This is a genomic window from Aquimarina sp. U1-2 (assembly GCF_017897595.1).
GTDB lineage: Bacteria > Bacteroidota > Bacteroidia > Flavobacteriales > Flavobacteriaceae > Aquimarina.
On the sequence record NZ_JAGKIK010000014.1, the window covers coordinates 23,927 to 47,906 of the forward strand.

Annotated in this window: 16 protein-coding genes; 10 read left to right on the forward strand and 6 right to left on the reverse strand. The window is 36.0% G+C overall.

Annotated features, from left to right (window positions below):
• Position 1: 1 nt before the first annotated feature.
• Positions 2 to 2,926 carry a SusC/RagA family TonB-linked outer membrane protein gene (locus tag J8281_RS15525; RefSeq protein ID WP_210198567.1) on the reverse strand — a complete coding sequence of 975 codons (2,925 nt, stop codon included), beginning with the start codon at positions 2,924 to 2,926 and terminating at the stop codon, positions 2 to 4.
• 875 nt (positions 2,927 to 3,801) lie between these two features.
• Here J8281_RS15525 and J8281_RS15530 point away from each other — a divergent pair.
• The 8 genes from J8281_RS15530 to J8281_RS15565 all read left to right on the forward strand — a co-directional run bounded on the left by J8281_RS15530 (position 3,802) and on the right by J8281_RS15565 (position 14,282).
• The gene (locus J8281_RS15530; protein ID WP_210198568.1) at positions 3,802 to 4,824 is read left to right on the forward strand and encodes a LacI family DNA-binding transcriptional regulator; all 1,023 of its coding nucleotides are present in this window, start codon (positions 3,802 to 3,804) and stop codon (positions 4,822 to 4,824) included.
• A gap of 128 nt (positions 4,825 to 4,952) precedes the next feature.
• Positions 4,953 to 6,467 carry an MFS transporter gene (locus tag J8281_RS15535; protein WP_210198569.1) on the forward strand — a complete coding sequence of 505 codons (1,515 nt, stop codon included), beginning with the start codon at positions 4,953 to 4,955 and terminating at the stop codon, positions 6,465 to 6,467.
• A gap of 5 nt (positions 6,468 to 6,472) precedes the next feature.
• On the forward strand, positions 6,473 to 7,141 hold the full coding sequence (pgmB, locus tag J8281_RS15540; RefSeq protein ID WP_210198570.1) for a beta-phosphoglucomutase: 669 nt from the start codon (positions 6,473 to 6,475) through the stop codon (positions 7,139 to 7,141).
• A 149-nt stretch (positions 7,142 to 7,290) separates the two neighbouring features.
• Positions 7,291 to 9,600 carry a glycoside hydrolase family 65 protein gene (locus J8281_RS15545; RefSeq protein WP_210198571.1) on the forward strand — a complete coding sequence of 770 codons (2,310 nt, stop codon included), beginning with the start codon at positions 7,291 to 7,293 and terminating at the stop codon, positions 9,598 to 9,600.
• A 25-nt stretch (positions 9,601 to 9,625) separates the two neighbouring features.
• Positions 9,626 to 11,017, forward strand: a complete 1,392-nt coding sequence (locus tag J8281_RS15550) for an alpha-amylase family glycosyl hydrolase (RefSeq protein ID WP_210198572.1) — start codon at positions 9,626 to 9,628, stop codon at positions 11,015 to 11,017.
• A gap of 230 nt (positions 11,018 to 11,247) precedes the next feature.
• The gene (gene pfkA / locus J8281_RS15555; RefSeq protein WP_210198573.1) at positions 11,248 to 12,234 is read left to right on the forward strand and encodes a 6-phosphofructokinase; all 987 of its coding nucleotides are present in this window, start codon (positions 11,248 to 11,250) and stop codon (positions 12,232 to 12,234) included.
• A gap of 38 nt (positions 12,235 to 12,272) precedes the next feature.
• Entirely contained in the window at positions 12,273 to 13,274 is a 1,002-nt protein-coding gene (gene gap / locus J8281_RS15560; RefSeq protein WP_210198574.1) for a type I glyceraldehyde-3-phosphate dehydrogenase, read from the forward strand.
• Positions 13,275 to 13,421: 147 nt separating this feature from the next.
• Positions 13,422 to 14,282 (forward strand): BadF/BadG/BcrA/BcrD ATPase family protein, encoded by an 861-nt coding sequence (locus J8281_RS15565; RefSeq protein WP_210198575.1) that lies wholly within the window; start codon positions 13,422 to 13,424, stop codon positions 14,280 to 14,282.
• A gap of 5 nt (positions 14,283 to 14,287) precedes the next feature.
• On the opposite strand, the gene J8281_RS15570 is transcribed toward J8281_RS15565, so the two are convergent.
• From J8281_RS15570 to J8281_RS15590, 5 genes are all read right to left on the reverse strand, one after another.
• Complete coding sequence (locus J8281_RS15570; RefSeq protein WP_210198576.1) at positions 14,288 to 16,123, reverse strand: ATP-binding protein; 1,836 nt, start codon at positions 16,121 to 16,123, stop codon at positions 14,288 to 14,290.
• Between the two features lie 5 nt (positions 16,124 to 16,128).
• Complete coding sequence (locus J8281_RS15575; RefSeq protein ID WP_210198577.1) at positions 16,129 to 16,713, reverse strand: DUF4202 domain-containing protein; 585 nt, start codon at positions 16,711 to 16,713, stop codon at positions 16,129 to 16,131.
• Positions 16,714 to 16,847: 134 nt separating this feature from the next.
• Positions 16,848 to 17,225 (reverse strand): nitrite reductase small subunit NirD, encoded by a 378-nt coding sequence (gene nirD / locus J8281_RS15580; RefSeq protein WP_210198578.1) that lies wholly within the window; start codon positions 17,223 to 17,225, stop codon positions 16,848 to 16,850.
• 39 nt (positions 17,226 to 17,264) lie between these two features.
• Positions 17,265 to 19,778 (reverse strand): nitrite reductase large subunit NirB, encoded by a 2,514-nt coding sequence (gene nirB, locus J8281_RS15585; protein WP_210198579.1) that lies wholly within the window; start codon positions 19,776 to 19,778, stop codon positions 17,265 to 17,267.
• Positions 19,779 to 19,934: 156 nt separating this feature from the next.
• Positions 19,935 to 21,254, reverse strand: coding sequence for an alginate export family protein (locus J8281_RS15590; RefSeq protein WP_210198580.1), 1,320 nt, complete (start codon positions 21,252 to 21,254; stop codon positions 19,935 to 19,937).
• A gap of 200 nt (positions 21,255 to 21,454) precedes the next feature.
• On the opposite strand from J8281_RS15590, the gene J8281_RS15595 reads away from it, so the two are divergent.
• Together J8281_RS15595 and J8281_RS15600 are read left to right on the forward strand one after the other, a co-directional pair.
• Complete coding sequence (locus J8281_RS15595; RefSeq protein ID WP_210198581.1) at positions 21,455 to 22,159, forward strand: response regulator transcription factor; 705 nt, start codon at positions 21,455 to 21,457, stop codon at positions 22,157 to 22,159.
• Positions 22,160 to 22,371: 212 nt separating this feature from the next.
• Positions 22,372 to 23,772: an MFS transporter gene (locus J8281_RS15600; protein ID WP_210198582.1), complete on the forward strand. Its 1,401-nt coding sequence runs from the start codon at positions 22,372 to 22,374 to the stop codon at positions 23,770 to 23,772.
• Positions 23,773 to 23,980 lie beyond the last annotated feature (208 nt).

The following is a 23,980-nucleotide window of genomic DNA, read 5'->3' on the forward strand; positions in this document are numbered from 1 at the left end:
TTTAGTATTTGTAATTGATTCCGAATAAGAAAGTACGTCCTCTGGGAAAAATAGACTGATCTCTACCGTCATTCTGAATTTCAGGATCAAGACCTGAATAATCTGTAATTAGAAAAGCATTTTGTACTCCCGTCCAAACTCTTAAACTTGAAACACCTTTCATGATATCCCTCATCGTATACCCCAGTGTAATATTTTCCATTCGTACAAATGAACCGTCTTCTACATAAATATCAGACAGAATTACATCGGGTGTACTTACAAAATCTGTATTTAACAAGGTTGTAGGTGCGTTGTTGAATACATTTCTGAAAAGGTTACCTTCTTGCGCATTCGCTGAAGCCACATTATTATAGACATCATTGCCGATACTAGCACGTAAATTGAAACTAAAATCGAAATTGTAAAAATTGAGGTTGGATTGAAGCCCCATAAGAAAGTCTGGAGCTGGTTTTCCTGCGATGTATCTGTCATTATTGTCTACAACGCCATTACCATCTAGATCTGCATAAGCACCCTCAATCGGTCTTCCGTTAGAATCATATACCTGTGCAAAAGTGAAAAAGGAAAAAGGAACTTCGCCTTGTCTTTGAATTTGAACGTTATTACCCGTACCCCCATCGATACCCCCTACGATAATATCCTGCCCAAAGGCTAGTTCTTCTATTTCTTGATCAATAAAAGTGGCATTATAGCTTACGCTCCAGTTCACATTTGAGCTTCTAATAATATCTGTATTAATAGAGAATTCGGCACCTTGCGTTACAAACTTACCTATGTTTTGAAATCCTTGGTTAGAAAAGTTAACTGCATCGGGTACAGGGGCTTCAGAAAGCAGGTCATCAGATTCTTTTCTAAATACATCTATAGAACCACTAATGCGATCGTTCCAAAATCCATAATCCAGTCCGATATTATATTCAGTAATTTTTTCCCATTCGATATCTTCGTTTCTAAACTGTGCCTGAACTATATTGACCACTTCACCATTTAAGATATATTGAGTGTTAGGATTACTGCCTCTATAACGCTCTATATAGGCATATGCTTGGCTAATATCTTGCTGTCCTGTGATACCATATCCTAAACGCAGTCTAAGATTGCTTACTGTAGTCGAGTTTTGAAGAAAATCTTCTTCACTAATTTGCCATCCAAAAGATGCTGAGGGAAAATACCCCCATCTATTATCAGGACTAAATCTTGAAGTACCATCTCTACGAATGGAACCGGTTAGAAAATATTTGTCACTCAATTTTAGGTTCGCTCGGGCGAAATAAGCCAAAAGGACTACATCAGGTTCAATATTTCTCTCAGGAAGTCTGTTGGGATCACGTTGATCTTCAGTTTTAAATTCTTCAACTTCAAATTTTTGATACGAGTATCCTGCTGTTGTTTCCAGATCAAGTTCACCAAACTTTTTAGTATAAACAAGATAGGCATCTAGTAATTTGTTTTCTGATGTAAAATCTGTATCAGACTTAAACCCGTTAAACTCTCCAAACTCTGATCTAAATGTGTTCGCACTCTCTGTAGAACGCTCTTCGAATCTTTGTGTTTCGCTAGTATCCAGACCTAGATTTACCACAGCTCTTAATTCGGGCAAAAAGTGCATCTGATAATCAAATTTTACATTTCCAAAATATCGTCTTACATTGGCAATATTTCTGGTTTGTAATAATTTTGCAACGGGATTTCGCTGTACGTTGGGAAGTGCAAAACCATCGCTATTTACGTATTCAAAAAAGCCCCCGTATGGTGAAGATGCATCAAAAACCGGTTGAGTAGGATCAAATGTAATCGCATCTTTTTCTACACCCTCAGCAAAACGGTTTTTCTCAAAGTTTAGATTCGCATTAACATCAATTTTCAAATGATTGTCAAATAATCGTGGATTTAGAGATAATGATGTGGTAGTTCTCTCGAATTTTGATGTTTTTCTAAGCCCTTCCTGATCTGCTCGACCCACAGAAAGACGAGTGGGTAAAACATCTAATAAGGACCCGCTAAGTGAAAGATTATGAATTGAAGAAAACGCATCACGATAGATTTCGTCCTGCCAGTCTGTATTCGCTGTTCCCAAACTACCTACCCGGTCTGGAAATCGTTCGGCAATCAGGGCTCTATACTCATCTCCAGAAAAAACATCAACGGTTCTGTTTGCAGTCGTAATACTGGTTTGAGAATCTAGACTAATACTAAGATTTTTCCTTCCTTTTTTTGTAGTAATGATAATTACTCCATTTGCACCTCGGTTACCATAAATTGCTGCCGCTGATGCATCTTTAAGAATAGAAAAAGACTCGATATCATTAGGGTTAATAGAAGATAAAATGGACCTAGAACCATTATCTTCGTCAGATGGGTCATTAATTGGCAAACCATCAATTACGATAAGAGCATCATTTGAAGCGTTTAAAGAAGCACCACCACGAATTCTAATTTGCGAATTACCAGCAGGGCCACCATTTGTATTAATATTAACTCCGGCCACACGACCAGTAAACAGGTTTTCTGCAGTAACGTTATTTCCTGTGTTGAAATCTTCTGCAGTAACCAAGGCTACAGAACCGGTTAGATCTTTCTTTCTTGTATTTCCATAACCAATAACTACAACTTGTTCTAATTCTGCAGCATCTTCTTGTAATGTAATATCTATTGAGGGTTGACCATCAAATACGACTTCTTGAGCCATAAAACCTACATAAGAATAAACTAGTATCTCCCCCTTATTCACATTATCTAAAGTATATTGTCCGTTAAAGTCAGTAGTAGCCCCCTTCGTCGATCCTCTAACGATAATGTTTACACCCGGAATTGGTTGCCCGCCTCCGGCATCGCTCACGGTTCCTGTTACTGTTGATTGAGCAAATAAGCTCATGGGTATCAACCACACCAAAAACAATGCGCATTTTGTAAATGTTTTCATTTGTTTAAAATTTTATAATTCAATGAAAATTAAGTAATTACAAAATCATAAATAGATGTAACCACTTCGTTTTCGCATAAACTTATTTTAATCATATCGATAGAGCATGTTTAAAAAAGTTTATACTCATTTCATAAAAATTAAATTAGTTTTTAATTGTTTCACTTCTTATACTTTCACTTTCTGCCATCCAAAGTATGTAAATTTTGTGTTAAATTTTGAGGTAACTATTTTACATGCTTTACGAAAACGTTTGCGTGTGGAAAACTTTTAGAATTTCAATAAAAATTTAAACGATTTAATGCTCATATGATATATTTTCGCAGTGATTTTTGATGTTTAGATAAAAAGTAAGCGTTAGGAAATAAGTTTTAGGTAGCGACGTTGTAGCCTTCAATCTTAAAAAAATGGGAGCGAAAAAATTGGCTGTAAAGGTATAATCTTAAGAATTACTTAACTTTTAATTAAACTAGAAGCATGAAACGAACATTAATAAATTTTAAAAATTATTTCATCAAAGAGAATGTTTAAAATTTTTAATGTAAGAGCGTAGCGGTTACATACGTTCTCAATTATTTAATTATTCCGTTTTCAAATAATTAAATAATTTAAACGTATGAAATAAGCCATAATAATAAGGATGATACGCTCCGATATGAGTAAATGGCGATTCCACCCGCCTACCAGCAGCTAGGCATGCAGGTCTGACCACTAAAAAACCATAAAAATAAACAGATGAAACGAACATTAATAAATTTTAAAAATTACTTCACCAAAGGGAATGTTTAAAATTTTTAATGTGAGAGCGTAGCGGTTACATACGTTCTCAATTTTTTAATTATTTCGTTTCCAAACAATTAAAAAGATTTAAACGTATGAAACAAAAAGTGACACTAAAACAAATTGCAAAAGAACTGGATGTTTCTATTTCTACCGTATCAAAAGCGCTAAAAGATAGTGCTGAAATTAGTTTGGATACGCGGCAAAAGGTAAAGGCATTTGCAAAGCTTTACAATTACAAACCCAATAACATTGCGTTAAGTCTTAAAAATAGAAAGACCAAAACCATTGGTGTCATTATTCCCGAAATTGTTCATCATTTTTTTACAACTGTTATAGGAGGGGTAGAGAAGGTTGCAAACCAAAAAGGATATAATGTGATTATTTGCTCCTCTAACAACTCTTTTGATAAAGAAGTTTTAAATATGGAAATGCTTGCTAGTGGTAGCGCAGACGGTTTCATTTTATCAGTTGCCAAAGAAACACAACTCAAGAAAGATTATCATCATATAGAAGAAACAATGAGCCAGGGGATGCCTGTAGTTCTTTTTGATAGAATTATTGATGAAGTTGTATGTGATAAAGTCATTATTGATGATACTAAAGGAGCACAAACAGCTACCAATCACCTTCTTTCTCTGGGATGTAGACGAATTGCTATTCTCACCACAGTAGATTACATCAGTGTAGGTAAACTTAGAACAAATGGATACCTAAAAGCGTTGCGTGCCTATGATATTGAAGAGCAAGAAGAACTGATTCTTAAAATAGAAGATGTCGATAATTGTGAATCTGAGATTGCAGAATTTCTAAAGCATAAGCATATTGATGCTGTCTTTGCAGTTAATGAGTTATTTGCTGTTACCGCTGTACGAGTTCTTCATGCGCAAGGAAAAAGTGTACCAGAAGATATTGCTGTCGTTGGTTTTACAGATGGTATTCTTTCTAAGCATTTTATCCCAAGTTTAACTACGATTAGTCAGCACGGGGAAGATATGGGGATTAGAGCCGCAAAATTGCTTATCGATAAGCTAGAAGGAGACGATATGTCTACTGAAGAATATAGAACCGTTATTATTGATACGAGTCTGGTGCAAAGACAATCTACAAAAAAATAATAAAGCGATTCTTGCTTATTGAAAAATAATAATATCTTTGCGACTAGTCAAAACTTATATTTTCACTTTCTACTAAATAAGTTTTGATAAGTCATGCGCTTATCAGTGTAATCATCTAATTTCACTTAATGAACAAGCGTAAATTAAATTTCTGGGAAATCTGGAACATGAGTTTTGGATTTTTAGGAATTCAGTTCGGTTTTGCATTACAAAATGCCAATACGTCAAGGATTTTTGAAACCCTGGGTGCCCAGGTTGATGAGTTAGCTGTTTTTTGGTTGGCTGCGCCTATAACCGGATTAGTTGTACAACCTGTAATTGGTTATTTTAGTGATCGCACCTGGCATACCAAGTTAGGGCGAAGACGGCCTTATTTTTTGGTAGGGGCGATACTTTCATCAATTGCCTTGTGCATGATGCCCAATTCTTCTACATTATGGGTGGCTATCGGTACCTTGTGGATTATGGATTCATCGATTAACATATCTATGGAGCCATTTAGAGCTTTTGTGGGTGATAATTTACCCGAAAGTCAGAGAACTCAAGGTTTTGCAATGCAAAGCTTTTTTATAGGATTGGGAGCAGTTGTAGGTTCTGCCTTGCCTTATATTTTTACGAATTGGCTAGGGATAAGCAATACTGCGGCAGAAGGAGTTATACCAGATTCTGTTAAGTGGTCTTTCTATATCGGAGCTTTAGTGTTTCTTTTAGCTGTGATGTGGACAGTTTTCAATTCAAAAGAATATACACCAGAAGAATTAGAAGCCTTTACAGATCACAAAGCTGAGTATGATGTTCAATTAACCGGTAAAGAGGATGAAAGCAGGATAGCAAAACTCATAAAAGCCGGAACTATGATGAGTGTCTTTGGTATCATTCTAAACACGATCCTTATTTACTTATCTTTAGATAAAGAACTTTATATTGTGTCTGTAGGTATTCTTTCTATAGGTATTTTATTTCTAACAGCCGCATTGGTTAGAAAATCAAAAGGAATCAATGGATTTGTTACGATAATGACCGATCTTTTGTATATGCCTACTACAATGAAGCAATTGGCATTAGTTCAATTTTTCTCGTGGTTTGCCTTATTCGCTATGTGGATTTATACAACTCAGGCGGTAACTAGCTACATCTACGGTGCGACAGATCCTACCTCTCAAGCTTATAATGATGGCGCAGATTGGGTAACCGTTCTTTTTGCGGTCTATAACGCAGTGGCAGCCCTTGTAGCTTTCTTACTTCCTGTCATCGCAAAATTAGTTGGCCGTAAAATGACACATCTTGTAAGTCTAGTTTTAGGCGGTTTAGGACTCTTATCTATAACCATTTTTACAACGCCAGAAATGCTGGTGATATCCATGATTGGTGTAGGAATTGCATGGGCCAGTATTTTGTCTTTGCCTTATGCCATGCTTGCTAGGGCTTTGCCTCCAAAAAAAATGGGATATTATATGGGAGTTTTCAATTTCTTTATTGTTATCCCTCAAATAGTAGCAGCTTCAATTTTAGGTTTTTTACTGAATACTTTTTTTGAAAATGAAACAGTGTATGCCCTGATTATTGGTGGTATAAGTATGGTCATTTCAGGATTTTTAACAGTGTTTGTTAGCGATAAAGCAACCATAGAAATAAATGAATAAATAAAATGCATATGAAGAAAGGATTTATATTTGATTTGGATGGGGTGATTGTAGATACGGCAAAGTATCATTTTCTGGCCTGGCAAAATCTTGCCAATAGTTTAGGAATTTCTTTTTCAGTAGAACAAAATGAACAGCTCAAAGGAGTAAGCCGAATAAGATCTCTCGAAAAAATATTAGCCTGGGGTAACAAAAGTATTTCAGAAGAAGAATTTGCTAGACTAATGCATGAAAAGAACGAAGAATACCTTCAATACATTTCAAGAATGGATACTACAGAGATTTTACCCGATGTCCCACGGATATTAGATCATCTTAGTACTGAAAAACAGGGTATTGCTTTGGGCTCTGCTAGCAAAAATGCAAGAGTTATTCTTGAAAAAGTACAGCTAATCGATAAGTTTCATACCATTGTAGATGGCACAGATGTTACTAAAGCTAAACCAGATCCTGAAGTATTTTTGATTGGTTCAAAGCAATTAAATATCGCTCCAGAAGATTGTATTGTATTCGAAGATTCTGTGGCAGGAGTCCAGGCAGCCAATGCCGCTCATATGATTAGTATAGGTATAGGTGATGCCAGCGTACTACACGAAGCAGATTATATTTTTAAAGATTTTACAGAAATAAATAAAGAATTTATCAATAATTTGGTTTCGGCCAGAAAAGTTTAATAAAGAGGAAACGAATAGTAAAAAATTTAAAAATTACTTCACAATATGGCGTGTAGGATTTAAAATTCTTAATGAGAGAACGCAGTGGTTACATACGTTCTCAATTTTTTAATTATTTCGTTTTCAAACAATTAAAAACATGTAAACGTATGAATCAAGACTATATACAACCAGATAGCTGGTCAATTATTGAAGAAGGGTATGATGCTGAAAGAGTTAAATCATCGGAAAGCCTTTTTAGTATTGGAAACGGAGCAATGGGGCAGCGAGCCAACTTTGAAGAAACATATTCTGGCCCCAGCTTTCAAGGAAGTTATATTGCAGGGGTGTATTATCCTGATAAAACTAGAGTAGGCTGGTGGAAAAACGGATATCCAGAGTATTTTGCCAAAGTGCTTAATGCACCCAATTGGATAGGTATCGATGTGCAAATAAACGGCGAAACACTAGATCTAAACAGGTGTAAATCGGTTTCAAATTTCAGAAGAGAATTAAACATGAAGGAAGGCTGGTATCAACGTTCCTTTACTATTGTGTTACGTAACGGAATTGAAATTTTGGTCGTAGCCACACGGTTTTTAAGCTTGGATTTGGATGAAGTAGGCGCAATTAAATATGAAGTTACTCCGTTACAGCAAGACGTTGAAATCGTTTTTACTCCTTATCTCGATGCAGGTATCACAAATGAAGATTCTAATTGGGATGATCAATTTTGGGATACATATGACGTGGCTCATAAAGGCAGTTCTGCTTACATTTTATCAAAAACCATGAAGACCGAGTTCCACGTTTGTACAGGAATGCGCAATCAGGTTTTTATTGGAGATAAAATGCAGGACATATACCCCAAAGTGGCAACCAAAGATACATATGTAAGATTACGTTATGAGGTTCAGGCTTCTAAAGGTGAAACTGCTTCGCTTGTTAAATTTGGAGGGTATTGTGTATCCTTAAATCATAAAGAAGATGACTTGGTTTCTGCCAGTACCGCTGCATTAAAACAGGCAGCAGACGCTGGTTTTAATTCTTTATTAGATCTTCAAAAGCAGGCCTGGTCCAAAATTTGGGAGATGGCAGATATCGTAATTGAAGGCGACGTAAAAGCACAGCAAGGGATACGATTCAATATATTTCAGTTGAATCAAACGTATCTTGGTAAGGATGCGAGATTGAATATTGGACCCAAAGGATTTACCGGAGAAAAATATGGGGGGAGTACCTATTGGGATACAGAAGCGTATTGTATACCTTTCTATATGGCTACCAAAGACCAGAGAGTAGCACGTAATCTACTTACATACCGCTACCAACATCTTGACAAAGCTATCGAAAATGCAGAGAAGCTCGGATTTAGTAACGGAGCAGCCTTGTATCCTATGGTAACTATGAATGGAGAAGAGTGCCATAACGAATGGGAAATTACCTTCGAAGAAATTCATCGTAACGGGGCTATGACTTTTGCAATATATAATTATCATCGTTATACCGGTGATTATAGCTATATACCAGAAAAAGGTCTTGAAGTTATGATAGGTGTCGCTCGTTTTTGGCATCAGCGAGCTACCTTCTCTACTGATAAAAATAAGTATGTGATTCTAGGGGTAACCGGACCTAATGAATATGAAAATAATGTAAATAACAATTGGTATACCAACTACCTGGCCAAATGGTGTATCGAATATTGCGTTGATAACATAACAAAAGTAAAAGCAGAATACAATTCTGATTACAAAAGAATTATCGATAAAACGAATTTGTCTCAAAACGAAATTGATGCGATGCTAGACGTGGCTAAACGAATGTATTTTCCATATTCAGAAAAGCATCAAGTATACTTGCAACAAGATGGTTTTTTGGATAAAGAATTAATGACAGTAGCAGAATTAGACACATCTCAACGCCCAATTAATCAAAAATGGAGTTGGGATCGTATTTTACGTTCACCATATATTAAGCAAGCCGATACGTTGCAAGGCTTTTATATGTTTGAAGACCATTTTACCAAAGAAGAACTAGAGCGACACTTTGATTTTTATGAACCCTTTACTGTTCACGAATCCTCATTGTCACCGTGCGTGCATAGTATTCAGGCGGCGGCTTTAGATAGAATGGATCAAGCCTATACGTTTTACCTTCGCACGTCAAGATTAGATCTTGATGATTACAATAAAGAGGTAGAAGAAGGATTGCATATTACCAGTATGGCAGGTACCTGGATGAGTATTGTAGAAGGTTTTGGCGGATTGAGAATTAAAAATGATACACTCTCCTTTGCACCTAAAATCCCTAAAGAATGGAAGGGGTATACCTTCAATGTTAACTTTAGAAATCAGATTTTGAAGGTTAATGTTTCGCAGCAAGGAACATCATTTACGCTTGAAGGTGACAAGCCATTAACCATATATGTAGATGGAAAGGAATTCAAAATTTCTCCTAACACTTTAATAACTGTGTCATAGTATATACACTATAATTTTAATAAGAATGCAAAAAATAGCCATAGGATTACTTAGTTTGCTGGTGATGTTCTCTTGCGGAAACGTAAAGAATGAAGAAAAGAAGAGTGCAAGTACCCCAGCAGCAGCAGCGGAAAAAAAAGACCTGGAACCCATTACCAACGAAGTGTTGGAAAATGCGATAATTTATGAAGCAAATATCAGGCAATATTCTGAAGAGGGGTCGTTTAAAGCGTTTACAAAAGATATTCCTGTGTTAAAACAACTTGGCGTTGAGGTGCTATGGTTAATGCCGATATATCCTATCTCTACCACCAAAAGTAAAGGTTCATTAGGAAGCTACTATGCTGTTTCTGATTATACCAAAGTTAATCCAGAGTTCGGTACTCTAGAAGATTTTAGAGCCCTGGTCAAGACCGCTCATGATCATGGCATTTATGTAATCCTGGATTGGGTCGCAAATCATACCGGTTGGGATCATGTCTGGCTTAAAACCCATCCAGAGTATTATACCAAAGATAGTGATGGTGCTATCACGCATACCGTAGATACCGATTGGACAGATGTCGCAGATCTTAATTATGATAACCAAAATATGCGCGAGCAGATGAGGCAGGATATGATCCATTGGGTGGCAAATGAAGATATTGATGGTTTTCGATGTGATGTTGCCGGAATGGTACCTGTCGATTTTTGGGAAAAAACCGTAGAAGCAATCAAAAAAATTAAACCTGTATTTATGTTAGCTGAAGGTTGGGAACCAGAATTATTGGATCATGCCTTTGATATGGGGTACAGTTGGGATACTCATCATAAAATGAATGCTATTGCCCAAGAAAAAGCAACAGTGAAGGAGTGGGATATGCGAATGCAGCAGATAGATTCATTATACGACAAAGACGATATTCTTATGAATTTTACATCCAATCATGATGAGAATTCATGGAATGGCACAGTTAACGAAAGAATGGGGGATGCAGCAGAAATATTTGCTGTACTATCCTATGTAGCGCCAGGGATGCCATTGCTCTACTCCGGGCAAGAGTATGACCTTGATAAACGCCTGTTGTTTTTCGAAAAGGATACGATTAGTAAAGAGAAAGGTAAATTTTTTCCTTTGTATCAAAAGCTTGGAGTACTTAAAAAAAATAGTCCTGCATTACACACCGGTGAAAATGCAGGTTCGTATACTCGAATCCAGACTTCAGATAATACCAAAATTTTAGCTTTTAAACGTCAAAAAGGAAGTAATGAAATCATTTTTATAGGTAATATGACCAGTAAACCCAATACATTTTCAGTAGATCATACGGGTACATATCATGACTTTTTTTCTGAAGAAACAATCAAAACACAACCTAATACTACCTTCAGTTTTAAACCTTGGGAGTATAAAGTTCTCATTAAAACTTCGTCTTAAAAAGTTCGAACCAGTATAACTAGGGTTCGATTATTATTTTGTTGCATAGTATTCCTTGTCTTTTTAGTGTACGTCACACATTGCGAAATTGATTTAATCTTAACGTAATCAATGAAAATGTGTTAAAATTATTCTTTTTTCATCAGTAATTACCAAATTTATCAACCGAAAACGTTTTAGTTTTTTATCAGATTAGGTTATTATTTGCATTAGCGATAGCTTTGGCTTCAATGACAACAAAAGTTAAACATATAGCGGTATTAACCTCAGGGGGAGATGCCCCGGGAATGAATGCGGCTATTCGTGCAGTAGTTCGCTCATGCAGTTATTATAACATCAAATGTTCTGGTGTATTTAAAGGATATGAAGGACTTATCCACAATCAAATTGAAGAATTAAATGCACGTTCCGTACGTAACATCATCAATAAAGGTGGAACCTTTTTAAAATCTGCACGTTCAAAAGATTTTAGAGCTGTCGAAGGGAGACAAAAGGCATATGCGAATTTGAAAAAAAACAATATAGACGCACTGGTAGTGATCGGTGGCGATGGTAGTTTTACCGGAGCATTAAAGTTGTCTGAGGAATTTAATTTCCCTGTTGTCGGTATTCCAGGTACGATTGATAATGATATCAACGGTACCGATTATACGATAGGTTACGACACTGCTTTAAATACGGTGGTCGAAGCTATTGATAAAATTAGAGATACGGCGAGTTCGCATAACCGATTATTTCTTATTGAAGTTATGGGACGAGATGCAGGGGATATCGCTTTAAATGCCGGGATAGGAGCAGGAGCTGAAGAAATTTTGATTCCCGAAGAAAACATGGGCATAGATCGGCTTATTGAATCTTTAAAGAAGAGTAAAAAAACCGGAAAGACCTCTAGTATTATTGTCGTGGCAGAAGGTGATACCTCAGGAAAAAATATATTCGAACTGGGTCAGTACGTCGAAGAGCATCTTGATGGGTACGAAGTTAGAGTATCAGTACTAGGTCACATTCAGCGAGGGGGAGCGCCCAGCTGTTACGATCGCGTACTGGCAAGTAAACTTGGGGTAGGTGCTGTAGAAGCGTTATTAGAAGGTAAAAGCGAGGTAATGATTGGTATTGTTCATAAAACCGTAACCATTGTACCCCTAAAAGAGGCTTTAGATAAAAGAATACATAAACATGATATGTTGATTAAAGTAGCCGATATTACTTCGGTATAACATGTCGCTTTTTAAAATAAACAACTAAATTATAAGATATGAGTACGTTAAAAATAGGTATTAACGGTTTTGGTAGAATCGGAAGAATCGCTTTTAGAATTGCTTCTAAACGTGAAAATGTAGAGATTGTAGCGATCAATGATTTATTAGACGTAGAACATTTGGCTTATTTATTAGAATATGATTCGGTACACGGTCGGTTTGATGGTACCGTTGAGGTTACCAATGGTAATCTCGTAGTTAATGGCAAAGAAATTCGAGTAACGGCAGAACGTAACCCTGAAGATCTTAAATGGGATGCGGTTGGAGTGTCGGTTGTTATGGATTGTACAGGGATTTTTACTACACTTGGCACTGCAGATGCACATTTAAAGGCAGGTGCAAAAAAGGTGGTTATTTCGGCCCCTTCTAAAGATGCCCCTATGTTTGTTATGGGAGTGAATGATAAAGAAATTAAGGATTCAGATACTATTGTTTCTAATGCATCATGTACTACTAATTGCTTAGCTCCACTAGCCAAGGTTATCGACGATAATTTTGGTATTGAAGAAGGATTAATGACGACTGTACATGCAGGTACGGCTACACAAGCTGTAGTAGATTCACCATCAAAAAAGAACTATAGATTAGGGCGTAGTGCGTTAAATAATATCATTCCTTCTACCACAGGAGCAGCAGTAGCAGTCACCAAAGTTATACCTGCTTTAAAAGGGAAATTAACCGGAATGGCTTTTAGAGTACCTACAGCAGATGTTTCTGTAGTTGATCTTACCGTGAAAACCAAAAAAGCAGTATCTTATGATGAGCTTAAAGCAGTAATCAAAAAGGCATCTGAAAATGAATTAAAAGGAATTTTGGGGTATACTGAAGATAACGTAGTATCTCAGGATTTTGTAGGAGAGTCGCAAACTTCAGTTTTTGATGCCAACGCAGGAATTGCACTTAACGATAACTTTTTTAAACTGATCTCGTGGTATGATAATGAATATGGGTATTCTACAAAATTGGTAGATTTATCAACCTTGGTAGGCACTTTGTAAAACCATTATCCCATGGGTAGCTAACTACAGAGCGAAGTCGAAGGTATTTTTATAATTTTATACATTGATCGGCTACGCTCTCTTTATCATTTTGCTTATTTTTAAACTACTGTATTTCTTATTACCAAATAACAAACCAAACTTCAAATGATTCTAATATCCGACGGGGGTTCTACCAAATGTGATTGGATTCTTCTGGATGACTCCGGAGAAATTATTTTTAAGACACGAACCAAGGGTTTGAATCCTGCAGTGTTTGAAAAATCGTTGCTCGAAGAACGCATAAGAGCGAATGAAGAACTTACTTCGTATAGCAACAAAATTGATAAGGTTAATTTCTATGGCGCAGGCTGTGGGACTAAAAAACCAGCAGCAATGCTCAAAAAGGTATTAGAAGAGTTTTTTACAAACGCAACCGAAGTTATTGTACAAGAAGATATGGTTGCTGCGGTGTACGCAGCCACTACGGAGCCTGGTATTGTTTGCATTTTGGGAACAGGTTCAAATAGTTGTTATTTTGATGGGGATCATATTCATATGACAGTAGATTCTTTAGGATATATCCTAATGGATGAGGCTAGTGGAAATTACTTTGGAAAAAGGCTTATTCGGGATTATTATTACAAAAGAATGCCTCAAGAGGTAGCCTCAGAATTTGAAAAGCGTTTCGACCTGTCTTCAGATGCGATAAAAGAGAATCTCTATAAAAAAGACAATCCAAATACGTATCTCGCCACTTTTGCCGAATTTATTTTTACAAGTGAGCGTAATGGTTATTTCTATAAAATTGTAACCGAAGGCATTCAGGAATTTGTAGAAAATCGAGTTTTATGTTTCCCCGAGGCGCAAAATGTACCTATTCATTTTATAGGATCTATTGCTCATTTTAGTGAAGATATTATACGAGCTGCAGTTTGGCCTTATCATTTAACGGTTGGAAATATCGTACGAAGACCTATTGATGGTATTATTGATTATTACCGAAACGAAGTTATTATGAAAAATTAAAATTGTCAATTTAAAATTTCTGTCTTAGGGAGTTCATAATTTAAAGTTATTCGAGTTCCCTTTCCTGGAGTAGAGTTCATAAACAATCTACCGTTAATATAATTCATGCGCTCTTTCATAAAAAATAAACCCATTCCGCCTTCCGCATTGTGAGCAGGCTTAGAAGGGATATCTTGTATATCAAATCCTTTACCGTTATCATCGATAGAGATGCTTAGTACTGTTTTTGTTTGATATATCGACACAAGTATACTAGTAGAATCAGCATATTTTATAGCATTATTGACTGCTTCTTGAGTCACTCGATACAGATTAGTTTCTACCAGTGTATCAAACCTTTGTTCCTGATCTAACTTGCTTTCAAAAACTATGTTTTTACCCGTTAATTTTGAAAGCTCTGTTACCATTTTCTGTAAGGCGGTTCTAATACCGTAATCTTTTAATTCTGGCGGAGTAAGATTAAAAGTTGCAAACCTAATTCCCTGAATTAAATCATTAGATAATTGCTTTAAACTTTCTATTTTCCGAAATGCCTTTTCAGCATTCTTTAGGTTGATTGACTCTATGTTTAGTTTAAGGGCTGTTAACATTTGACCAATGCTATCATGTATCTCTTTGGCTATTCTCTTACGTTCTTCTTCCTGAGCTTCAACAATTTGACTTGCATTTAATTTTTGTAGCTTTTCTTTCTCTTTAAATCTTTGCGTACGTAGACGTTCTACTTCATTTTGCGCCTCTTTTCTTGTAGTGATATCGGTGCATAGTATTAATCTTTCGGCACTTCCTGATTCTTTAAACACCGTTAATATGGAAATATCCAGCCATGTAACCGTCTGGTTTTGTATAATGGCTTTAAATTCTTCATTACAGATATCTCCTTTGTTTTGAGTAATAAGCCTAAGTAATCTATTTTTCTCAACTTCATCCAACCCTAATATATCCGTAATATTTTTTTGGATATACGCTTTCTCTGATCCTAAAAGTTTAGCAAAACGTTTTCCAAAGTTTTTAATATTTCCAAATTCATCGACTCGAGCATACAATAGTGTTTGATCTATAGCGCGATTAAGCGATACTAATTCTTGGACATTTTCTTCCTGTAATTTTCTCAGTTTTTCGGCTTTAAAGGCGATATGTTCTGCTCTTTGTTGAGCGTGTAATAGATCGGATATAGTATTTCTGATACTTATAGTAACCGGTCTAAATAGAAAGAAAATTTCTAGAATAATAATTATAATAATTAGCGTAAATAGCAAATACTCGATTTTTTTTAATTGTGATATTTTTTGTTGTGCTTCTTTGTCATACTGAAAAACTATAGCATCCATCTGCTTTAAAAAAAGAGGCTCATTTTGAATAATAGCCTTGAGATGAGTTTTTAATTGTAAAGAATCAATAATGCCCAAGCTATCAAGCTGAATAATATGTTGACTATGTTTATAGATGCTTTGAAAGTAAGGTTCAAGTTTCTCAAACATTTTTTGGATAACTGTACTATCTACACGCGTTTTCTGATTGAGTTTATTGTATTTTAAAAGGGTATTGTGCGATGCTCTCCAAAGCTCAATACTACCCTTGAGTTCTTGTATAGATTCATCATAATCGGTGTTGTTTTTAAAGGCATGAGATAGTAGAAGTATTTCTTTTGTAATTTTTTGACTTAACATTCGTTGTCTTCCAGAAACATTGATAATTCTAGAGCTGTCAATTTGAGAATTTAAGTATTGCTGAATAAAAAACTGGGCGCCTATGGTAAATAAAGCAATAGCTCCCAGTGCAACGCTATATATGCGACTGAGACGGGAAAAGGTCTGATGATCTAAAGATTCTTTCTTTTTCAACGGGATTAGGCTACTGCTTGTTGAATTAAATCTAATGCTTTTTTAGAATATGATAGTTTAAAAGCTGCTTTATGTCCTTTGACAGACATTTTGTGCCAGGTTTTTTGTAAAATATCAATTACTTTTTCGTCGGGGTGTTTTGTTAGAAATTCTTCGTAATAATATTTTAAAAAAACAAGGCATACTACATCTTCAAGTGTTTGTGTGTCGTTATCTTTTTTTAATTTTTTTTTCTGAAGCAGAAAAGCGACTCTATCAATACTATCTTTGGGATACTCTAGTTGTTCAAGAATTTCTGAAGCTTTTGCAGCGTGAAATTTCTTAAGCTCTTGCCTCCATTGAAGATAGCCAACCCTATTCATGGGGTAACTTTTTCTAGGAATCTCCCATCGGCATATATGTTGAGATCGTGCTGCTAATTTTAAAGGTTCTGAAGCATTAGGCTCAAATACATCTAAGACCTGAGACATGCGTTGTCCGTAAATCAGCTCTTTGGGCATTACTGATCCATTTACCTCTTCAGTATTGGGATCTTGCGCATTGGCCTTATCGAATAAAATGTAAGCTTCAGATAATTTATGGATTGACATAAAATTGTAGTATTCAATAACAAAGTTACTATTTTTCACACGATAATCAAGGTGCCTCAGGTACAGAAAACTCGTCTCGAAATTGAAAACGGTTATCCACGAATGCCTAGTGAGTTTGCCGTGAATTGGTGTACTTACTCCTCGAATCCTATATACACAGTGTCGTTTTCAATTTTTACGGGATAAATGGCAATAGGTGCTAGATTGCCATTAAGATTGTGTCCATTTTGCAAAGAGAACGTTTTCTTGTGCATAGGGCAGGCAACTTTTGGAATTCCATTTTGATCGCCTATCATACCTCTGCTTAGAACCATTTCCATTTTGTGCGGACATACATTTTGACAGGCATACCACGTATTTTTTCTTTCAAAATTAAATATAGCAATTTGTTTTTCTTTATATTTTATACATGCACCCCCATTTTTAGGAAAATCACTTACCTTTGCAGCTTTATACCAGATGTTTACGCTTTCTAAAGTGGTGGTTTTGTATATTTCTAAAATATCTTCCATGTTGTCTGTTTTTAATGCGTCTCTTTTTTTTAAAAGTAGTTACTTCCAATGTTTTGGCATTTTTTGATCTCTTAACGGAACAAAAACAAGATTATCATCAGGTTGATCACTGTTTAGAAAATGATTAAAACGTTTCATAATCTCTTTATCCTGTATCGCTTGTGTCCATTCACATTGAAATTTACCAACCAAAGTTGCCATTTCTGTTTCAAGCGCTGTGACCAGATCAAGAGTGTCCTCAATTACGACTTGTTTTAGGTATTCGATGCCCCCTTCAAGTTTATCTAGCCATTTTGCTGTTCTTTCTAACGGATCAGCGGTGCGGATATAGAACATTAAGAATCGGTCAAGATATTTGATCACTGTTTCGTTATCTATTTGCTCGGCCAATAATTCGGCATGTTTTGGGTTGGCGCCTCCATTTCCGCATACATAAAGATTCCACCCGCCTTCAACAGCGATAACACCAAAATCCTTGCAACGCGCTTCGGCACACTCTCTAATGCATCCAGATACACCTCCTTTTAACTTATGTGGGGATCGTAATCCTTTATAACGTTCTTCTAGCTCAATCGCAAAACTTACACTTTCATCCATACCATATCGACACCAGGTGGATCCCACACAGCTTTTAACGGTACGCAATGATTTACCATAGGCATGCCCGCTTTCGAATCCATAATCAATTAAGTCTTTCCATATCTTTGGTAATTGATCCAGACGGGCTCCAAAGAAATCGACCCTTTGTCCTCCTGTGATTTTGGTATATAAATCATACTTTTTACCAACTTCACCCAAAGCTATGAGCTTCTCTGGAGAAATTTCTCCTCCCGGGATTCTTGGTACTACCGAGTAAGTTCCATTACGCTGAATATTGGCTAGAAATCGGTCATTCGAATCCTGTATGACTGCTTCTTCATTTGCGGTATCGGCATGAATACTTGCCATTATTGATGCAATTACAGGTTTGCATAATTCGCATCCGTCTCCTTTTCCATACTGATTTAATACATCGTTATATTTTCTATACCTCTTTAGTTTTATAATATCAAAGAGTTCTTGTCGATTGTAATCAAAATGCTCGCATATGGTGTCTTTTACTTCTTTTCCTAAGGATTTTAATGTCGCATCAACCAAGTCTTTAACCATAGGTCTGCAGCCTCCACATCCCGTTCCTGCTTTGGTACAGGTAACTACATCACTTAGATCATTACAAGATCCATTTTGTATGGCATTGCAGATAGTACTTTTACTTACACTTTCGCATGAACATATTTGCGCATCATTTGGCAAATCCATTACATTACCAATAAGCGAATCACTACCACTACGATTACCAAGAATTAAATCTTCAGGATTGTCTGGCAGCGCCATCGCGGTATTATATATTTGAAACAAAGCATTGTAATCTGAGGAGTCTCCTATAAGTATCCCGCCAAGCAGTTTAGAACCATCATTAGAAATATTAATACGCTTATAAATTCCTATTCTTTTGTTTTCATAGACTATGGTGTCTATAGTATCGCTTTCGCTCAAAGCATCACCGAAACTGGCAACTTCGGTTCCTATAAGTTTTAATTGCGTAGACATATCGATATGATCTACCATTTTTTTATCGGTATCTCCTGTGATTTGTGATACGGCGATATCTGCCATATCATATCCTGGTGCCACAAGGCCATAGATCATATTATTGTATAGAGCGACTTCTCCGATGGCATAAATGTTATCATCAGAGGTTTTCATAGTGTTATCTACAATAACGCCACCTCTTACGCCCGTTTCTAAGCCACATTCTTTGGCAACCTCGTCTCTGGGTCTAATTCCGGCAGAAATCACAAGCATATCCACTTTTAATGCTGTGCCGTCAGTATAGTGTAGTCCTTCAATACTATGATCTCCTTGAATGAATTCGGTTTGTTTATGTACATGAACATGTAGTCCAAGTTCTTCGATTGTCGTTTGGAGCATATCACTTCCCCCTTGATCTAATTGTCTGGGCATCAATCTGGGTGCGAATTCTACTACATGAGTTTCTAGCCCTAGTTCTTTTACTGCATTAGCAGCTTCAAGGCCTAAAAGTCCACCTCCAAGCACTGCTGCCTTTGTTTTTCCTTCAGATTTTAGTCTTTTTGCATAAGCATTTATAGCTTCAAGGTCTTCGATGGTTCTATAAACGAATACGCCCTCTTTTTCTACACCAGGGATAGGCGGTACAAATGCCGAAGATCCTGTGGCGACTACCAAATAATCGTAAGCATAGGTTACCCCTCTATGATTTGCTACTGTTTTTTCTTTTCGGTTAATTTTGGTGATCATTTCTGAAGTATGAAGATCGATATTGTGTTCCTGATACCAGGAAGCACTGGATAAACTAAGATCTTCGGCAGTTTTTCCTGCATAATATTCGCTTAAGTGAACCCGGTCATAGGCTCGTCTAGGTTCTTCTCCAAATACAGTAATTTTAAATTCATTAAAGTTTTCAGAAACAACAAATTTTTCACAAAATTTATATCCGACCATTCCATTACCGATGACCACTACATTCTTCATAATACATATATTTAGAATTCAAAATTAAGTATTAGTACTTAATTAAATGATAAGAAATACGTAATTATAAGGTAAGTAAATTGAGAATATCTGAATAATCAACTAACAATCCTGCAAAAAACAGTTTTGCAGGATTCAGGCTAAGGATTCAATCATTTATTGGTCTTCAGCAGGAGTAGGTGTAGCACTCCATTTCAGGAAATTTGGTTTTACGACTAGCATCGCCCAGCCCCAATATTGTGCATCTGCTGGTTGTGGCACTTCTTTTAGGATTTCCATTGAGTCAGAAGCAAACATGTGAGAGTACCCTAGTTTTAAGGCGGCAAAGGATATTAATTTTTGAGTAAAAACAATATCCAATTCAGTTCCTAAATAATCATCTATGCCATCTACAAGGCTTTCAGCTCCGGCAAAATAATGTGCTTTTAGAAGTAAACTTGATTTTTCTCCGGTTTTGATCACAGTTTTTGCGTAGAAATCGTTAAGTCCAATGTTATTAGCGTGATTACCTACATAAAAATAATCCATAAATCCGTTAAAATTATGATTGGTACCAAAAATTGGGAAGAATGATTTGATTTCTCCGTCAGCCCCTCCATTATCATCTCCACTTAGCGTTTCAAAACCAAGCCCAAATACAGTTTTTCCGGGTTTGTAATTTACCTCTAACATAGCATTGTATGCCAAAAGATCAATTTCTTCGGTAAATTCTCCCGTTTGGCCATAAAGATTAGCAGCGACAGATAGTCCTTTAGCAGGTTTAGCTACTAAATGGGTTCCGAAGGTTTGTCGATTAACGTTTCCGTCAATTGGGGTTTGTCCGTCTATAGGATCTAAATTTTGATACGAATTATTAGCTACAAGAATACTGGCCGAAAATTTCTCCCAGTCTTTATGTAACCAAGCATATATCATTGCTTTATAATCAAATACGGCTCTTGCATTTCCTCCGTTATTTGGATCGAACAACGTCCTTTGTGTGCGCACACCATTTTGATTAAAAGCTACACCTATATCCAATTGAAGAGACTGTTTATTATATTTTAGTAAAGCCGCATCATGAAAACGACCTTGCATTGCCCAATCCAGAGCACCAAAAATTCGTTGATCGTCATACGATAATGCTTGTCTGCCTAACTTAGTAGACCAACCATTTCCGAATTTGAAATCAATCCATGCCTGTGCTAATGAGAAACTATTGTTATTATCGGCAACTGCTATTTGTGGTGTATCTCCCCAAACGCTTACATCTTGTACACTAACAAATGCTGAAAATTTCTCTTGCGCATATCCAAATTTTAGTCGAGAACGTTGTTGGATAAATAGACCTGCGTCAACACCATCGGGAATCAGAGTACCAAATCCATTTAAGTATTCTGCGCGAGGTCTAATATCTGCATCAATTCTAATTTCTTGCGCTCTAATTTTTGTGGTTATCGCAAATACGAGAAATACAATATAAAGATGTGTTTTCATAAGATATTTTTTAAGTGACTATGAATAATACAAAGTGATCAAATAGTTTTCAAATCTAAGTATTAATACTTAATTTTATATATTTTTATACATAATAATACGTATGTTTTCTTTTCATATTTTTAATTTAATGCTGTTCCTTTTGAATAATTCATATATTTGAACTAGGTAAAGCAGTTCAATATTTTTAGAAAAACGATATGGTAAGAATAGTACTTGTTGATGATCATTTTATGGTTAGAGACGGTATTCGGGCAATTTTAGAAGAAGAAGAAAATTTTGAAGTGGTGGGAGAAGCAGCTAATGGAAAAGAGGCTATGTCGTTACTAAAATCTTTGAAGCCAGATCTTGCTATATGCGATATACGTATGCCAGAAATATCTGGTATAGAACTAGTGCGACAAATGCTAAATATGAATTTGTCTACAAAGTATATTATGCTGTCTATGCATGATTCTGAAGAGTATATTTTACAATCGATCAATGCGGGAGCAGATGGATATCTTCTTAAAGGTGCGAGTAAAGAAGAGTTTATGAAAGCTTTAAATACTGTAAGTAGAGGAGAGCAATATTTTAGCGGAGATGTTTCTTCGATTTTAATTAAAAAAATTAGGGGGAATACTGCGGATGTAGTCGATAATGTTTCAGATACCCTACCCCAAGAAAAAAAGAGTGCCAATCCTTTTGATCTTACCAAAAGAGAACATCAAATTCTTCGTCTCGCCATTTCAGGGAAAACAAATAAAGCTATAGCAACACAGCTCAATATTAGTAAACGTACTATTGAAGCTCATCGTTTTAATCTGATGAAAAAAATGAACGTAAAAAACGTTGTAGAGCTTAATAATAAGGCAAAAACATATGGTTTACTTAGTGTAGTAGTTCAATTTCTCTTCTTTGTATAGGTTCATTGTGATATTTATAATTCCTGTTTCTTTTTTTTATCAAATATTAAAATTTATTTCCTAATAAATTTCCAATACATAATTCTTCTCCTATTTACGTAATTTCTACATTTTTTGAAACAAAATTTAAGTATTTGTACTTAGTTTTGATACTCTCAGTTGTATATTTTTTATGCTAAAAATCAAGTTTAACTCATTTAAGGCACAGTATTATGAATACATTAGGTAAATCAACAAGTTTAAAATTATTAAATATAAGAAGTCTACCAATTAGAACCTTTTGGATTACTTCGATTGCTTTCTTTCTATGCTTTTTTGCATGGTTTGGTATTGTACCTTTTATGCCAGATGTGGTTAAGGATTTAGGATTAACTCCTGACCAAAAATGGAATTCGATAATTGTAGCTGTATCAGGGACTGTTTTTGCCAGACTTTTAATAGGCAAATTATGTGATAAATTTGGGCCTCGTCTTTGTTATACCTGGTTATTGATTTTAGGTGCGCTACCGGTGATTATCTTAGGATTTGTACAAACACCTTTACAATTTATTATATGTAGGCTTTTTATCGGGTTTATAGGAGCTTCATTTGTCATTACTCAATTTCATACCTCTATTATGTTTGCTCCCAATATTGTGGGGACGGCAAATGCTACGTCTGCCGGGTGGGGTAATTTAGGCGGTGGCGCCAATCGTTTGGGAATGCCCTTGATCGCAGCTGCTGTAATCAGCTTTGGTGTAGCAGAAACGGAAGCTTGGCGATATAGTATGATTATAGCAGGAGTAGTCTGTTTTCTCATGGGCATCGTATATTTTTTCTTCACACAAGATACACCAAGTGGAAATTTTTCTGAATTGAAAGCTAAAGGCGAATTTACAAAGGCTAAAAAAGATGAAGTAAGTTTCTTAAAAGCGATACAAGACTATAGAGTATGGATACTTTTTATTGTTTATGCTGCGTGTTTCGGTATGGAACTTACTGTGTATGGTACTATGGATGATTATCTTCAAAATACTTTTCAGTTAGAAAGAGTTACTGCGGGTAATTTAGTTTTATCCTTTGCACTTATGAATATTTTTGCCAGAACTCTGGGCGGTTTTTTCGGGGATAAGTTTGGTAAATTAAAAGGATTGCGGGGTAGGGTTCTGTTCTTAGCGGTTATCCTTGGGATCGAGGGTCTTATGCTGTCTTTGTTTTCAGGTATGACAGGGCTAACTTTTGGAATTATTTTCTTGGTAGGTTTTAGTCTTACTGTGCAAATGGCAGAAGGCGCTACCTTTTCTGTGGTACCGTTTATAAATAAAAAAGCGATAGGTTTTATCTCTGGAATTGTAGGTGCTGGGGGTAATGTAGGGGCGTTTGTTGCTGCATTAGTTTTAAAGTCTAAATCTGCCATAGCCGAGAAAACTGCCATCGCTGAGTATCAAAGTCTAGGGCAGGAAGCGGTTGAAGCTGCGCAAGCCCTGGCGTCTTCTCAGGCTGTAGCCAGCGGATATTTCATTATCGGAGTTTTCGTAGTAATAACAGCTGTCGTTTCACTAACGATCAAATTCTCAACAGAAGATGAAAAAGCCGTACAACGAGAAATGTCTAATGTCTCTGTTCTTAGTTAGTGGTTCGGATATTTTTAGTTTGGTACTCATGGTAAGTATGTCAAAGAACTCTGATCATTTCTGTAGTATGCTAATTTTTAAAAAACAGGAGGGTGACGCTATATAGTATTCCTAAAATTAACTGCAAAATTACATCAAAATCAAAATAGAGTATGTGTTATTTTACAGATTATACAATTCTTTGCATGATACAACAGAAAAGAGTAGC

Bases quoted from the DNA above. Each gene is read 5' to 3' on its own strand.
- J8281_RS15525 (WP_210198567.1), bottom strand. From the start codon at position 2,926: ATGAAAACATTTACAAAATGCGCATTGTTTTTGGTGTGGTTGATACCC.
- J8281_RS15530 (WP_210198568.1), top strand. From the start codon at position 3,802: ATGAAACAAAAAGTGACACTAAAACAAATTGCAAAAGAACTGGATGTT.
- J8281_RS15535 (WP_210198569.1), top strand. From the start codon at position 4,953: ATGAACAAGCGTAAATTAAATTTCTGGGAAATCTGGAACATGAGTTTT.
- pgmB (WP_210198570.1), top strand. From the start codon at position 6,473: ATGCATATGAAGAAAGGATTTATATTTGATTTGGATGGGGTGATTGTA.
- J8281_RS15545 (WP_210198571.1), top strand. From the start codon at position 7,291: ATGAATCAAGACTATATACAACCAGATAGCTGGTCAATTATTGAAGAA.
- J8281_RS15550 (WP_210198572.1), top strand. From the start codon at position 9,626: ATGCAAAAAATAGCCATAGGATTACTTAGTTTGCTGGTGATGTTCTCT.
- pfkA (WP_210198573.1), top strand. From the start codon at position 11,248: ATGACAACAAAAGTTAAACATATAGCGGTATTAACCTCAGGGGGAGAT.
- gap (WP_210198574.1), top strand. From the start codon at position 12,273: ATGAGTACGTTAAAAATAGGTATTAACGGTTTTGGTAGAATCGGAAGA.
- J8281_RS15565 (WP_210198575.1), top strand. From the start codon at position 13,422: ATGATTCTAATATCCGACGGGGGTTCTACCAAATGTGATTGGATTCTT.
- J8281_RS15575 (WP_210198577.1), bottom strand. From the start codon at position 16,713: ATGTCAATCCATAAATTATCTGAAGCTTACATTTTATTCGATAAGGCC.
- nirD (WP_210198578.1), bottom strand. From the start codon at position 17,225: ATGGAAGATATTTTAGAAATATACAAAACCACCACTTTAGAAAGCGTA.
- nirB (WP_210198579.1), bottom strand. From the start codon at position 19,778: ATGAAGAATGTAGTGGTCATCGGTAATGGAATGGTCGGATATAAATTT.
- J8281_RS15590 (WP_210198580.1), bottom strand. From the start codon at position 21,254: ATGAAAACACATCTTTATATTGTATTTCTCGTATTTGCGATAACCACA.
- J8281_RS15595 (WP_210198581.1), top strand. From the start codon at position 21,455: ATGGTAAGAATAGTACTTGTTGATGATCATTTTATGGTTAGAGACGGT.
- J8281_RS15600 (WP_210198582.1), top strand. From the start codon at position 22,372: ATGAATACATTAGGTAAATCAACAAGTTTAAAATTATTAAATATAAGA.